Genomic DNA, 13,305 nt, shown 5'->3' with positions numbered 1-13,305 from the left:
CCGGCGAGGCCGACGCTCTCGCCGCGGCGGAGGCAGCCACGGCGCAGCGAGCCGACGCCGATACGGCCAGGGGTGAGGCGGTCCGGGACGCCGAGCAGCTGCGCGCCGAGCTGGCCCAGGTTCGCCAGCAGCTCGATGAGACGCAGCGTGAGTCAGAGCAGGCGCGAGCCCTGGCGGAGGAGGCCGACCGTGCCCGGGTGCGGGCCGAGGCCACCTCGGACACCTTGCGTGAACTGTTGGACGCGTTTCGTTCCTCCGGGCAGGCCGCCGATGACAAGTAGCGATCCGCACCGTGGTGGCCTTGTCGTGTCGGGCCGGGCGAGCACACTGACAAAGCAGGACAGGCACTGACCAAGTGGCTCGGACCTCCGCCGGTTGAGTTCGGGATGTAACGGGACGAACGCCAACACGGGAGGGGTGTCATGTGGGACGTGCAGACCGCGGTACAGGCCGTGGCGGTGGTCGCTGTGGCCTCGCTTCTGGTGCCGCCGTTGGCACGCGGCATCGGGGGAATCTGCGCGGTGATCGGGTTCTGTGGTGCGGCGCAGTCGAGCTCCTGGGCGCCGACGGTGATGGCGTTGGGGCTGGTGGCATGGTTCGTCGGGCACTGGTCGTTCGCGGTGCGTATCGATGTGCATTACCGGTCGCGTCTGGCACGTGTGGTGATCGATAGGACGCTGCTGCGGTGGACGATTCCGCGTTACTGGCAGTTGCGCCGCCAAAGACGCATGGCGGCCGCCCGCTGACACTTCCCACCCGCCCGATACAGCTATGGCCCCACCTCTTTGGTGGGGCCATAGCTGTAGGTGTTTGGAGACGATTCTAGAACAGTGGGGGCTCGTCTAGCGGCGCGGTGTTGCCGCAAGCTTGGGCGTAGGCCTTGGGGTTCCAGCCGCCGGCGACCGCGTCGCGGACGGCGAGGGAGCGGGCGTGCCGGTCGTGGCGTTCGGTGGTGTTGCGGATGATGCCGGTGCGTCCGCAGGCGACCGCGTACAGCAGGTTCGCCGATTGGGTTGAGGCGATGAGATGGTCCGGGTCTACGCGCACGCACAAGGGTTCGTTGCAGCGGTGCTCACCGATCGCCTCGGCGGTCAGTTGGCCGGCGACTAGGAGCGCGAAGCGGTGCGCGTACTCGGTTCTGCTGACGCCGCCTTGTCGCCAGGTGATCCGTCCGTACCCGTCGGAGATGGCGCCGGTCCAGATGTGACACCCACTGCCCGGGGCGCGCACGACACGTGAGCCAAACGCGGCAATCGCCGCCTCGGTCGGAGGCAGTGATGAGTCGTACGGCCTGGACCGCCTCGCGGCAGGCCGGGGCCGGGGGCAGGCGTCCATTCCCGGCAGCGGGATGTCCTCGAACCACCGGCCCGAGGAAGGCTCAGGGCTGCTGCTCACCGTTGGTGTCCGCCGAGGTCTGATCCGCCGCTGGCGTGTCACCGCTGTCGGCATCGTTGACCGTGTCGTCGGTGTCGGTGGTGTTGTCCTTGGCGGCGCGGATCGCCGCCCCGACCTCGCGGGCAGACAGTCCGGTCATCTCCGCCAGATCGGCCTGCACCACACCCAGGTCCCGAAGCTCAACCAGCGCATCGCCGAGGGCGACCTGCGCGTCATCGCGGGCGTCGATCGCCGAGAACACCGCGACCAACTTGGCCTCGCGCTTGCGAGCCCGCTCCAGCTCGTCGGCCATCGCCTGACGAGCCCTCGCGCGTGCGGTCTGTGAACGTGAATCAGTCTTGGTAGCCGCCATGTAATCGACCCTATTGCCCCACCCATCGTGCCGCAATGCCCAACCACCATGCCGCCGTCATCGTCGCGCCGTCCTGGTCCCCGATCGCCGCACCGCATCTAGCACCGGCCGTGCTAGATCATCCTCGCTGTCGCTCGCCACATACTTCCACACACAGTAGGCACTATTAGTGAGATCGGGAAGGCACTGGTCACGGCGTCGCGCGACGCGACGCGTAGACGCCGCCTTTCAACACGCCTACGCTGTAGCGCATGATGACCCTCCGAGCGGTACATGCAGGTACTGGATACCAGTACCTGCTGCGCTCGGTGGCCACCAACGACGCCGACCCCGAGGGCAAGTCCTTGTCGGACTACTACGCGGCGAAAGGCACCCCGCCTGGGCGCTGGATCGGCTCCGGCCTCACCGGTCTGAACTCTGAGGCAACCACGTCCGGGGCCACCGTCACGGAATCGCAGATGGCTGCGCTCTACGGCGAAGGTTTGCACCCGGACACCGACGAGAAGATGCTCGCCGGAACATCACTGTCTGACTGCAAACTCGGACGATCCTTCCCGGTCTTCACCGGAACCTCCGAGGTTCTGGCCGCACTATCTGCTGCCGAGAAGCAGTTCCTGTCAACCGAGAAAAGGCGACCCACTGTGCAGGAGCGGGCGCAGCTGGCCGAGCAGATAGGTCGCCCGTTCTACACCGAGAAGTTCGGCTACGAACACGCCTCCGGCAAAGACATCGTTGCCTGGATCAACCGTGAACGCGACCAGGTAAAGCAAGCAGTCGCCGGGTTCGACTTCACCTTCTCTCCGGTGAAAAGTGTCAGCGTTCTGTGGGCACTGGCAGACGAACAGACGTCCGCGAGAGTGGCGGCACTGCACCACGAAGCCGTGGCCGAGGCACTGTCCTGGGCAGAGGACAACGCCATCTACACCCGCGTCGGTGTCAAAGGAATCCAGCAGGTCAAAACCCGGGGACTCATCGCCTCGGAGTTCACCCATTTTGATACCCGAGGAGGCGACCCGGACCTGCACTCCCACGTCCTAGTCGCCAACAAAGTGCAAGGCCCCGACGGACGATGGTTGAGCCTGGATTCACGGGCAATCCACCAGATGCACCAAGCGATCTCGGCCCGCTACGATGCGATCCTGCACGACAAGCTCACCCGCCAGATGGGTGTCGAGTTCGAGGCCCACTACCCACACCGGGATAAGGCTCCGATCTGGGAAATCGCCGGGATTGACCGCCGACTCATCGACGCATTCTCATCCCGCCGCACCCTCGCCAGACCTGTTTACGACCGCCTAGTTGCCGAGTTTGTCGACACCCACGGGCGCCAACCTTCGCAACGTGCTGCCTACGCTCTGTGGCAGAAGGCGATCCTGGACACTCGTGACGCCAAGAAGCCCGCGCAGTCCCTTGACGAACTCCGCAACGCGTGGCGACAGTCCGCTCAAGAGCGCGTGGGAGCCGAAGCAGTCGAGGCCATCACCGAGCGCGTGACCGCCTCCGATACCGAAACAGAGCGACCGGTATTTGACGTCCAGGAGCACAGCCAGCTGGTGGCTCGGCAGGCCATCTCACGGGTGACCCAGATGCGTGCACAGTTCCGCGCCTCACACGTGGACACCGCCGTATCCACCGCACTCAAGGGCTACCGCTTTACCACCGACGAGGAGCTGAATCGAGCCCACGCCGCTGTGCTGGAGTACGCCATGGAAAGCATTGCGGTGCCCCTGACACCACCGGAACCACTGACTCTGCCGGCGCAGTTGATGACTGAGCAAGACAGGGGAATTGACCGGCACGCCAACAGCGAAAAGTTCACCACCGACGCCGTCCTCGACGCCGAAACCGCTGTCCTTGACGCTGCCCAAACCCCGGTCGCAGTGTTCGCCACCGACGCCGCACTTGATGCTGCCGAGCAGGCCCACCTCGCGGCCACCGGGTGGAGCCTGAACCCCGGCCAGCACGCTCTGGCACAGCACCTGCTCACCGTCGGAACACTCGTGGCCGCAGGGGTCGGGCCGGCCGGCACCGGCAAGACCGCCTCGATGAAGATCGTGGCCGATACCTGGCAAGAAACAGGACGGAAGGCGATCGGGCTGGCTCCCTCTGCCGCCGCCGCCAGCGTGCTGTCAGAAGACATCCACGCCCCCGCCCACACCATCGACTCACTGACCTTCACCTGGCGAGGACTCCACCCCAACCAGCCCGGACAAACCCTGTCGGCACTGCCGGTACAGATCAACCCCGGCGACATGCTCCTGGTCGATGAAGCCGGAATGGCCAGCACCGAGAACCTCGCCGCACTGACCGAGATCGCCGCCGAATCCGGGGCAGTCGTGCGACTGATCGGCGACCCGTACCAGCTGTCCGCGGTCAACTCCGGCGGCATCTTCGCGGAAGTGTGCCGCACCCCCGGCACCGTAGAGCTCGACCAGGTCATGCGCATGGGAGCAGACACCCAGCAAGCAGAAGCAACACTGGGGCTTCGTGTCGGCGACACCGATGCCCTCGAGCTATACCAAGGCCGCGACTGGATCAGTGGTGGACACCGAGAGTCCATGCTCACCGACGCCGTGCAGGCCTACCTCGCCGACCGCGACGCCGGCCGCAAGTCACTGATCATCGCCTCCCGCAACGACGACGTCGACACCCTCAACGAAGTCATCCGCGCACAACGCATCGCAGAAGGCCTCGTCGACGACACCCGCACCACCACCGTCTCCCGCTCAGACACCGTCGGCGTCGGAGACACCGTCATCGCCCGCAAGAACTCGAAGCTCTACACCACAGACAGCAAATACCTCGGGCGGGTCATCAACGGCCAACTCTTCACCGTCACCGACCTCGCCGACGACGGCACACTCGCCGTACGCGACATCAACACCGGCCAGGACATGCTCATCCCCGCCGACTACGCCGGCACCAACATGCACCTGGGCTACGCGGCCACCATCCACCGCGCCCAAGGCTCCACCGTGGATACCACCCACGCCGTCATCGACACTTCCGTCGATCGGGCCGGCCTGTACGTCGCCATGACCCGAGGCAAGAAAGAAAACCGCGTCTACACGGTCTGCGAACCCGACCTCGACCTCTCCGCCGAAGACGGACACATGCACTCCGCCGGCGACCGCCCCGCACCAACCGCCCAAGAAGTGCTGTCCACGGTCCTGGCCCGCGACACCCGCCACACCTCGGCCATCGAAACCCTGCGGCAGGAATACACCGACGCCACCGACCCCGCACGCCTCGAACAGCTCTACCGGCACGGCGCAGAACTCGCCGCCAGAACCTTCACCGCAGACACCCTGCCCGAGTACATCGACGCTCTCCCGCGGGCTTACGCCCACCAGATTGATGCTGATCCCGAGCTGCGCACCGAGATTGCGCACGCCTGGACCGAAGCGGCACTGGCAGGCCTGGACCCCCGAGAAATGTGGGCCCAGGCCACCGACACCCTCGACACCGCGAAATCCGCTGGCGCAGTCATCGCCCACCGAATCCGACACGTGACCCGCGAGGTCGGTGAGAAGCTCGAACTGCCCATTCCCCCACCAGAAACCACCACCGGTGACCCGGAACTGGCCACGTGGCTGACCGACACTCGCCACACGCTCACCACCGCGCCGGCCGAGTCTCCTGCCGCCACCGTGAGCGACTTCACCACGTCCTACCTCGCCCACCGAGCCGCCGAACGAGAGCACGGCCCGGACACCCACACGGCAAGCCCATCGGCGTGGGGGCCTGTCACCGACTCCTCCCCCGACCTGTGGTGACAGCCCTGTTGTGAGCCGGCGGCCATCTGAGATGTCAGGCAGCAGTGGCGGCCCATTGGTGGGGTCGGCCAGTACGTCAGGGGCGGGAATGGGCTGCGCTGGCCGCGGCAATCAGCCTCTCGGTACGGTGCGAGCATCTCGCCAAGGGTTAGGCGTGGCCAGATTCTTTGAATAGATGGGTGCGCGAGGTGGCGTCCCAGGTCAACATTCCCAGCTCGTGCAGCACCTTCAGGGACGCCAGCACGTCGCTAGCACTGGCTTGGTCATCGCCAACGAGATCGAGCGGCGTGATCGAGTGCGCGGCTCCGTCAACATCACGCAGATGCAGCGGGTGCGACAGCAGCATCTCCAGCAGCACCTCCTCAGTCAGGGACGGCACCACCTTTTGGATCGTTGCCACGACCTCGGACATCTGCCAGGCCGGGTACGGCAACGGCAAGTACAGCGCTTGAGACGGCGCTACCGTCGACGTTGTCGACGCTCGGGGGTCCACCCGGTTTCGGGACCGAGTGTTCTTGGTCTTTCTGCCTTTCGATTTAGGCATGTGCTCCCTTGGTGGTGGTTATCGTAATCAACAACCACTAGATGCTACTCATAGTCTGTAGACCGATAGTGTTCATCGGGTGAATGTGAAGGCATGCTTTGCGATGCCGACCTGCTCACCCAGTTCGGCACCCGTGTCCGCACCGCACGCGCAGGTACCGGACTGTCACAAGAGGCGTTGGCGGAAGCGTGCGGTCTACACCGCACCTACGTTGGCTCGGTCGAACGCGGTGAACGCAACGTCGGACTGCTGAACCTGCTCAGCCTTGCCGCCGCGCTGCGCGTCGATCCCGCCCACCTAGTAGAAGGCCTGCACCGCCCGCCTGCTCCCTGACCACACGTGCGTTGGCGCGCGTTCAGGCGACTTTGCTGGCAGTGGTGATCAGTTCCCACCGGACCGACACCGCCACCTCCGATCCGGCCGAAGCTCCAGCCGGCACCGACTACGCCCCTAGCGTCTTCGCTGTGTTGTTCCTTGGCCACCGAGCCGCAGAACACCAACACGACACCCACACCGCGGAACAGGAACCCATCGTCTTCTCCCCTGCCCTGTGGTGAGCGTCCCTCTAAGCCACGACCTCTGGCCAGGATCAGGCTGCGGCGCTCGACCACTGGTGAGGGGCGGCCAGCACATCTGGGGCGGGCAGGGCAGCACGGGCCGCGGCAACCAGCTCCCACCAGCTTGCCGGGTCAGCCTCCCGATGCCGGTCTTGAGCAGCCATTGCGGCCCCCCACGTGGTTGCTTCCACCGGCGGGCCGGTGGCTGTTGCTCCGTAGGCCAGCGCAATGTCGACCGGGTGGACCTGCTCGGCCTCACCGGGAGTTGGGAAGTGGCCCCACTCCCCTAGCGCGTCGGATTGATCTTGCTGGTAGCGGGTGGTGAACCACCACACAAATACCGCCGACTGCAACCGGTACAACCGCATCCGATCTGCATGCGCTCCCGTCACCCCAGCTAGCGCCGCTGCCCGGGCTAACCGGGAGCGGCCCTGGTAGACGCGCCCGTTCGAGGTGCACAAGCCGTACGCCTGGAGTGCGCCAAGCTTGCTGCGCACCGTTGCCGCGCAGATCCCAAGACGAGCGGCGATCTGCCGCACCGGCAGGCGCTGCGTGCGCAGCAGATCCCACACCCGCAAGCCGAGCACCCCTAGCGAACGGGCATGCCAGATGTCCGCGCGGGCGGATTCCAGCTCTGCTCGCAGCCGCTGCTCAAGGGCTGGGGAAAATACTGCGCCACTTCTTGTCTCCCCGCCCCCGTGCGCTACCAGCCTCCAGGTCGCGGCCCACGGGCCCACCGCCCGCTGGGTGCGCCGGATCCAGCCGCGGTCGGTCAGGTCTTTAAGCCGGTCTGCGACGGTGTCTCGGGCCAGGCCCGCTGCCAAGGCCCAATCTCTTTCGGAGAAATGGACTTCTTCAGTGGCGGCATCGAGGGTGCGGGCGGCTAGGGCGAGCAGGACCAGGCGTGCCTGGGACCCGGTTTTTCCCTGCCACTGCTGCGGTTTGCTGTCCATTCGGGTTAACAGGTCTGCGACGGTCTGTTCCACGGTGTGCCGGGCTGGGCTGGTGGTGCAGGTGGCGGGGCCGGTGTAGCTGGCCGCGGTGACGGCTTTGGTCCACTGACGTGCGAGCTCCTGCTCGGCGTCCAGGCGCGGGGTCCGGCCGACTGCTGTGCGGTGGGTGCGCAGGAACTCCAGACCCGGCCACTGCGCCGTGAATGCTGCCTCGGCGAGGTCTCGGTGTTGCATACGGGCATGTGCGCAGGCCAGCAGGATGGACCACCCAATCGCTGAGGCATCTGTGCCGGCAGCGATCGGGGTGTCGGCGAGAGCGCGAATCCTGGCGGCGAGCGGTCGGCGTGGGCCGGCCAGGTACGGACGCCCCTGGATATCAACATGCACCGGCCGGGTCGTCACCTGCGGATGCGGCCCTGAAATGGGACTCGGACGCGTGTCGAGGTGTTCGGTAACCCGATGTAAGGCTCGAAGAGATGCGGGGCGAATGTCGGTGCTACTGAGAGGGACCGAGGCTCCGCCGGAGCGGTGGGGCGAGCCAGGAGCGCGAACGCAGCCGGTGCGAGGGTTTGCCAGAGGTCCGCGGTCAAGTGAAGGCCAGGCGGCGGCGAATGCGTCCACTAGTGGTGCGAGCCGGGCCGGTGAGATCGCGGCACTGAGGCGGATCCACACGTGGTATCCCCCACCGGGCCCGGATGAGCACACCAGATGTTCGACCCCGGTGGCGCTCAAAGCGGAGGTGCAGTTGGCGAGGTCTGCGGTGGCGGTTGAGCCGGCGTGATGGGCGTCAAAGTCCAGAGCAAGCAGGCGAAAGCGGCCGGCGTCATCGGTCAAATGCAGCGCATATGGCACATCCGGGCCGGGGGCGCCGTCGGTGAAGCGTCGAGTTGTCGAGAAGGTGTGCGCTTTGCGTGGATCGACACGCACATACGGGCGCGGACTCCACGCACTCGCCACTGATTCCCACCACGTGTTGGCCTGATGGGATGCGGTTTTTCTGGTATCAGAATAGGACACGCCGTCCGGAACGAGTGGACCGTCCGGAAGGTATGACCTACCCTGAGAGGTGCCTGGAAGCACAGCTCTCCTAAATGGTGAGCAACCCCGAGTTCGAGCGCCAACTCAAACTCTTGACTTTCGATCCCGGTCCACCGGTCAGTGGGCCGGGATCAGTCATTTTGCGGATTGCATGATCTTTAGTTGTCAGTCACAGATCTGACTACTTCACGCTGGGATCGCCTCCTGGTCGTCAAAATTCGACACGGCTTCGGGCATGCCGAGGTGTGTCGCAGCGACTTCGGCTACATACTGGTTCATGGAGATGCCACGTGCTTTGGCTTCACGTCGAAGCGCGTCGTAAACATCCGAAGGTACGCGGACCGTCATGCGTGTCCGCTCCCCTAGGGCTGGTCTGCCCGGCCCAGAACGTGTGGTCGCCATGACGTCAAAATTCGCATGCCTGACGTCAGAAATGGGTGCGACACGCTCACGACGTCAAAAATGACGGTAGATAGTGCGTGGGACGGCAGGCTGAAGTTCAGGAGTCAGTCGATCGTGGGTCGGCGGCCCGCCATCCTCGCTTGAAACTCGAGTTTGGCATTGGTCTGAGAGCATCGACCAGAACCAGCGCCATTCGGAGGGCGCTAGTGGGCGCCGGCGCCCGATCCGATGCTGCTCAAGACTGTTGATTCCTGATCAGCAGTCTCGAGACTCCAAGTACTCGACGATTGCGATGTCGGTGATAGATGCGATGCTTATAGAGCGGTCGCCTGTCTCGTAGCGAAGCTTGTCGACAGCGCGGAGTAGCCGCGCTTTCGTTGATGGGCGCAGCCGGACATTGTGCTGCTCCGTCAGTCGCTCCTCCCCTCGCCCAGCTGGCTGGGTTGGCTGTGGGGAGGGAAGCGGCACGGCAGCGGCCGGTGTGGTGGCCGGGGTAGGCCGCTCTGGCAAGTCTGCTGCGGGGTGGGCAGCTCGTCGGATTGCGGGTTCACGCTGGACGCTCATGCTGCGTTTCCTTCGAATTCGATCGCCAGCTCGGAAAGTAGATCTGTGTAAGCCACCTGGAGAGCCAATGCCTTGCCGCCAGTAAACTTGTGGATCGGCGTGTGAGTGCTATGTGCGTCCTGTCGGGCGGTAAGTTCCGGAATGGCGGTCTTCGCGACCAGTTCTCCGTAAGTGCTACGCAACTCGCGTTCGCGGAATTGGTGCTCCCCGGTGGCCCGTTTACGGCTAAGGACGATTTTTTCCATTACGAGCCGGGGGTTCGGTCGTCTCTGAACATTGCGGATCGTTTCCTGAAGGTTCTCGATCCCCCGGACGCTGTCGATGGTCGGCTCGGTCACAGCAATGACCCCGTCGACTGCGCACAGCACGGCAAAGAGCAACTTCCCCAGTGACGGTGGACAATCGAAGAGGACCGCGTCGTAGGGCGAGAGGTCGAGCCCCTCGAATGCGATGTCGAGGCGGAAGATCAAATCGTTGGCGCCGTCTGATTCGATGTTGGCTAGTGCTTCGTTGGACGGGATGAGGTCAACCCTGTCCCATGGAGTTGCGATGACGGCGTCGGCCGCAGATCCCGAAGCTGTTCGGTTCATGAGGTCGAACGTGGTCATCATGCCGTCCGTGATTTCGACACCGAGTCCCGTGGTGGAGTTCCCTTGGGGATCGACGTCCACAATCAGAACGTTGCGCCCTTGAGCGCTCAGCGCACTAGCCAGCCCGAGCGTCGTTGCAGTTTTGCCGACGCCGCCCTTCTGATTACAGAGCGCTAACTTTCGGATCATGTACGTTCCTCTCGAAGTGGATGCCAGCCAGAGGTAGCCGCTAGTTTGGCTGGCCATGTATGTGCACTGAGGTACTCGTTGGTAGCTAGTGCTGCATCTCTAGCTACGTTACCTCTCATAGTTATCTGTGCAACGGAAACTCGCAAAGCGCACGTAACTATACGTGCCAGGCTAGCTAGCAGTGCTAGCAATGCGCGCATTGCTACAGTAGCTAACTGCGGCTCGACTGACAGTCCTCCACCACGGCGAAGGCCACGGAAATGCGCATACCAGCACTAACCGCGATTGATTGGGTCTGGTGTCATTGATGATGGCGGTTGCCGGCAGCGTGATGGTGGGGGTGTGGACGTTCGCCGTGTTGATGGTCGTGCTGGTCAGAGCTGCCGTCCCGCCTCGGCACGCCGCGCAGAATCGCGAGGGCTTCTCGTGGTTCTGGGTGTTCTTCCCGATGGCGGTGCTCTTGGTGGCCGGGTCGCTCCACATGTGGCTACCGGGGATCAGTGCGGCCAGTGCCTGGACGATGTACATGTCGCTGGCGGACCGGGGCAGCGGCCTACAGTTTTTGAGTGATGAGCAGCTGTGGCAGCTCCAAGCTTTTCTGCTGGGGCGGTGGATCCTGCCAGTCGCCGCGCTAGTCCTGGTGGGACTGTCAGTGTGGTCGTGGCGCCGCGGACACATCTGAGTAGCGACCTAGTGACGCCGTGGGGGAGTGAGACGGGGTGCGGATTGTCGGAACGCGTCTTATCGGCACTCGGGAAGGTGGACTTATCGATCGCGGAAGAGTCAGTCGTGGTTTTCTGCTGCGGCCGCAGCAGGTTCGTCACCACGGAGCGAGACGAGGATTAGGCCGGGCGTCTCCGATGCCGAGATGTTGGCGTGTTAGGGCATGAGGTGATGTCACTATTTTCGGGCAACCGGGCCAGTTATGTCCGCCTGTATTGATAGGTGCGGATTTCGCGAACTTTCTCCTTCTTGCCTGCAGAGGTGAAGGTGGCGTGGTGGGCGAAGTGCACCACGGTGCCGTCTTCGAGGGTTGCGGTTCCATCGCAGGCGGCTTCCTTGCCGTGGCTAAGTAGTCCGTGCACCACCAGGCGGGTCATCGGCCCGGGGGCGCGGAACGAACGAAGGGTGGCCGCAGTCCCGTGACACGGGGTGTCAGAGGATGAGCCGACGAGCGTATGGCTGACATCGTCGGCCAGCCACGAGGCGAGTGTCGAGTCGTCTCCCTGTGCCCAGGCGAGAAGGATCTGGGCTGTGATCGCCGTGCGTGGCGAGTTGCCGCAGTGCTCGAGCCCGGTAACGGACATGCTGCCCTCAGTCATCGAACTGCCCTGCATCTACGGTGCGACGGTTGGATATGGCAAGTAGGAGATCCTTCGAGGCAAGCTCGAGAGGGGCTCCGTGGCCGATGGAGAAGTCAGTGTCGGAGGCAACGAGAGTCCGGTCCAGGGCCACTCCAAAGTGAGCCAACGCCCGCTCGCCTCCGTGCCGCAGGACTAAGCCGATTCGTTCGGGCGGAGGGGCCGGCAATCCCAGCGGCTCGGTGATGTCGAGGCCGTGAATCACATCGTGGCTAAGCGCAGCGTCGTCACCGCCGCCGGGGGGATGCCAGACGGTGGTGATGTTGTCGGCGAGGAATCGAAGCAAGTGGGAACTGTCGTGCTCGGCCGTATCCCGGCGGGCGGCTGCATTGGCGAAGCGGTCGAATGAGAACCGCGCTCTGGCCAGTCCCGACAGCATCGCAAGCGGTGTGGTGCGGTACGGCATTGTCATGTGAGCCACTACCTCCCGGACCCGCCACCCTTCGCACAAGGAGCGCGCGTCCCATCCGGACTCGGGCAGTTCTTCCAGTAGTCCGACCAGCCGGGATCGCTCGGCGAACGCTTCCCTGTCGAGGGGGGTGGGGTCTGGCTGTCTGAACACGGAGTTACCTTTCCGGTCCGGGCTTTTGCGGCAAGGGATCGATTGGTAGTTATTTGCTACTATTCGGTCTTGGTTCGACTTTGTCAAGGGGAGGGGAGGCGTGATGGGCCGCACGTACGGTCAATTTTGTGGCTTGGCCAGGGCGGCGGAGGTTCTCGGTGAGCGTTGGACGCTTCTGGTTCTTCGCGACCTGTCAGTTGGCCCGGCGAGGTTCACCGACCTCCGGGCGGGCCTTCCGGGGATCGCCGCGACCATGCTCACCTCGCGCCTGCGTGACTTAGAGGAGGCAGGCGTCGTTGTGCGGTCGCGTCAGGGAAAGTCGGTCACCTACGACCTCACCGACCTGGGCCGGGCCGCAATGCCTGCGCTCAGGGCAATGAGCTTGTGGGGCGCCTCGACTATGGCGACTCCCCGTGTCGGGGAGATCGTCACGGATCGTTCGCTCGCTGCCATGATGATGACGACGAGGACAGACGCCCCACTGGATCCGTTCGTGGTCGAGGTCAGAGCTGGCGAAGCCATTGCACACGCCGAGGTCACGACGTTCGGCGTCGAGACCGGTGTGGGGCCTGCACGGGTCCCGGACTGCGTGTTCTCCGGTCCCGGGCTGAGGGCCGCGTTGGCGGACCCTTCCTCGCTCAGCGACCTCGTTGCCGAGGGGCTGGTCGAGTTCTCGGGGGAGCGGGTATTCCTCGAGCGATTCGCTGCTGCGTTTTGCGCACCGTTGACGAGTCCGATGCTGCACTGAAGTGCAGACACGGCGACAGGTTTCGAGGTGGAGCGAAGCGATACCGCCCGAGCACGCGGATCAATCACACGCAGTGGCGAAGAGTGCAAAGCTACCTTCGGAATGCAAGACGCTTGCCGAACTGCACTGCCGCTGAACAGCAAACATGACGGAATCTCACATTATCGGCGCCTCCAAAGCGAGAGCCTGTGAGCGCTTCGCTGTAGGAGAAGTCATAGTCCGAACTAGATGGGCAGTGAGTGAATATTCGTCTCACTGGGGGCCAGGGCTATTG

13 protein-coding genes and 1 pseudogene are annotated in these 13,305 nt (G+C 64.3%); 6 read left to right on the top strand and 8 right to left on the bottom strand.

Annotated features, from left to right (window positions below):
• Both G6028_RS01015 and G6028_RS01010 read left to right on the top strand, forming a co-directional pair.
• Nucleotides 1-281: pseudogene (locus G6028_RS01015) on the top strand (hypothetical protein); the annotation flags it as partial.
• A 141-nt stretch (nucleotides 282-422) separates the two neighbouring features.
• The gene (locus tag G6028_RS01010; RefSeq protein ID WP_182657752.1) at nucleotides 423-746 is read left to right on the top strand and encodes a hypothetical protein; all 324 of its coding nucleotides are present in this window, start codon (nucleotides 423-425) and stop codon (nucleotides 744-746) included.
• Nucleotides 747-822: 76 nt separating this feature from the next.
• Here the strand turns inward: G6028_RS01010 and G6028_RS01005 are convergent, their stop codons facing one another.
• Together G6028_RS01005 and G6028_RS01000 are read right to left on the bottom strand one after the other, a co-directional pair.
• Nucleotides 823-1,395 carry a hypothetical protein gene (locus tag G6028_RS01005; RefSeq protein ID WP_182657751.1) on the bottom strand — a complete coding sequence of 191 codons (573 nt, stop codon included), beginning with the start codon at nucleotides 1,393-1,395 and terminating at the stop codon, nucleotides 823-825.
• Nucleotides 1,379-1,687, bottom strand: a complete 309-nt coding sequence (locus G6028_RS01000; protein ID WP_182657750.1) for a hypothetical protein — start codon at nucleotides 1,685-1,687, stop codon at nucleotides 1,379-1,381. The genes G6028_RS01005 and G6028_RS01000 overlap by 17 nt, the downstream gene beginning before the upstream one ends.
• Nucleotides 1,688-1,998: 311 nt before the next feature.
• Between G6028_RS01000 and mobF the strand changes: the two genes are divergently transcribed.
• On the top strand, nucleotides 1,999-5,523 hold the full coding sequence (gene mobF / locus G6028_RS00995; RefSeq protein ID WP_241730448.1) for a MobF family relaxase: 3,525 nt from the start codon (nucleotides 1,999-2,001) through the stop codon (nucleotides 5,521-5,523).
• Nucleotides 5,524-5,671: 148 nt separating this feature from the next.
• Here the strand turns inward: mobF and G6028_RS00990 are convergent, their stop codons facing one another.
• On the bottom strand, nucleotides 5,672-5,935 hold the full coding sequence (locus tag G6028_RS00990) for a hypothetical protein (RefSeq protein WP_182657749.1): 264 nt from the start codon (nucleotides 5,933-5,935) through the stop codon (nucleotides 5,672-5,674).
• Nucleotides 5,936-6,160: 225 nt separating this feature from the next.
• On the opposite strand from G6028_RS00990, the gene G6028_RS00985 reads away from it, so the two are divergent.
• The gene (locus tag G6028_RS00985) at nucleotides 6,161-6,400 is read left to right on the top strand and encodes a helix-turn-helix domain-containing protein (RefSeq protein WP_182657748.1); all 240 of its coding nucleotides are present in this window, start codon (nucleotides 6,161-6,163) and stop codon (nucleotides 6,398-6,400) included.
• A gap of 256 nt (nucleotides 6,401-6,656) precedes the next feature.
• Here G6028_RS00985 and G6028_RS00980 read toward each other — a convergent pair whose 3' ends face one another.
• The 3 genes from G6028_RS00980 to G6028_RS00970 form a co-directional block, all read right to left on the bottom strand.
• Nucleotides 6,657-7,979 carry a hypothetical protein gene (locus G6028_RS00980; protein WP_182657747.1) on the bottom strand — a complete coding sequence of 441 codons (1,323 nt, stop codon included), beginning with the start codon at nucleotides 7,977-7,979 and terminating at the stop codon, nucleotides 6,657-6,659.
• 822 nt (nucleotides 7,980-8,801) lie between these two features.
• The gene (locus G6028_RS00975) at nucleotides 8,802-8,963 is read right to left on the bottom strand and encodes a toxin-antitoxin system HicB family antitoxin (RefSeq protein ID WP_182657746.1); all 162 of its coding nucleotides are present in this window, start codon (nucleotides 8,961-8,963) and stop codon (nucleotides 8,802-8,804) included.
• A 614-nt stretch (nucleotides 8,964-9,577) separates the two neighbouring features.
• Nucleotides 9,578-10,360, bottom strand: coding sequence for a ParA family protein (locus tag G6028_RS00970; protein ID WP_068427649.1), 783 nt, complete (start codon nucleotides 10,358-10,360; stop codon nucleotides 9,578-9,580).
• A gap of 307 nt (nucleotides 10,361-10,667) precedes the next feature.
• Here G6028_RS00970 and G6028_RS00965 point away from each other — a divergent pair, with 307 nt between their 5' ends.
• The gene (locus G6028_RS00965; RefSeq protein ID WP_241730447.1) at nucleotides 10,668-11,042 is read left to right on the top strand and encodes a hypothetical protein; all 375 of its coding nucleotides are present in this window, start codon (nucleotides 10,668-10,670) and stop codon (nucleotides 11,040-11,042) included.
• A 241-nt stretch (nucleotides 11,043-11,283) separates the two neighbouring features.
• Here the strand turns inward: G6028_RS00965 and G6028_RS00960 are convergent, their stop codons facing one another.
• Together G6028_RS00960 and G6028_RS00955 are read right to left on the bottom strand one after the other, a co-directional pair.
• Nucleotides 11,284-11,682, bottom strand: coding sequence for a nuclear transport factor 2 family protein (locus G6028_RS00960; RefSeq protein ID WP_182657745.1), 399 nt, complete (start codon nucleotides 11,680-11,682; stop codon nucleotides 11,284-11,286).
• Complete coding sequence (locus G6028_RS00955; protein ID WP_182657744.1) at nucleotides 11,675-12,283, bottom strand: maleylpyruvate isomerase family mycothiol-dependent enzyme; 609 nt, start codon at nucleotides 12,281-12,283, stop codon at nucleotides 11,675-11,677. The genes G6028_RS00960 and G6028_RS00955 overlap by 8 nt, the downstream gene beginning before the upstream one ends.
• 103 nt (nucleotides 12,284-12,386) lie before the next feature.
• On the opposite strand from G6028_RS00955, the gene G6028_RS00950 reads away from it, so the two are divergent.
• A complete protein-coding gene (locus tag G6028_RS00950) occupies nucleotides 12,387-13,031 on the top strand; it encodes a winged helix-turn-helix transcriptional regulator (protein ID WP_194306738.1) in 645 nt (214 codons plus the stop codon).
• Nucleotides 13,032-13,305: the final 274 nt, after the last annotated feature.

The sequence above is a fragment of the Dietzia cercidiphylli genome, from assembly GCF_014145145.1.
In the GTDB taxonomy this organism is placed as follows: Bacteria; Actinomycetota; Actinomycetes; order Mycobacteriales; family Mycobacteriaceae; genus Dietzia; species Dietzia natronolimnaea.
The sequence above is the reverse complement of the archived record's forward strand: the minus strand, read 5'-3'. Positions and strand labels throughout refer to the sequence as shown.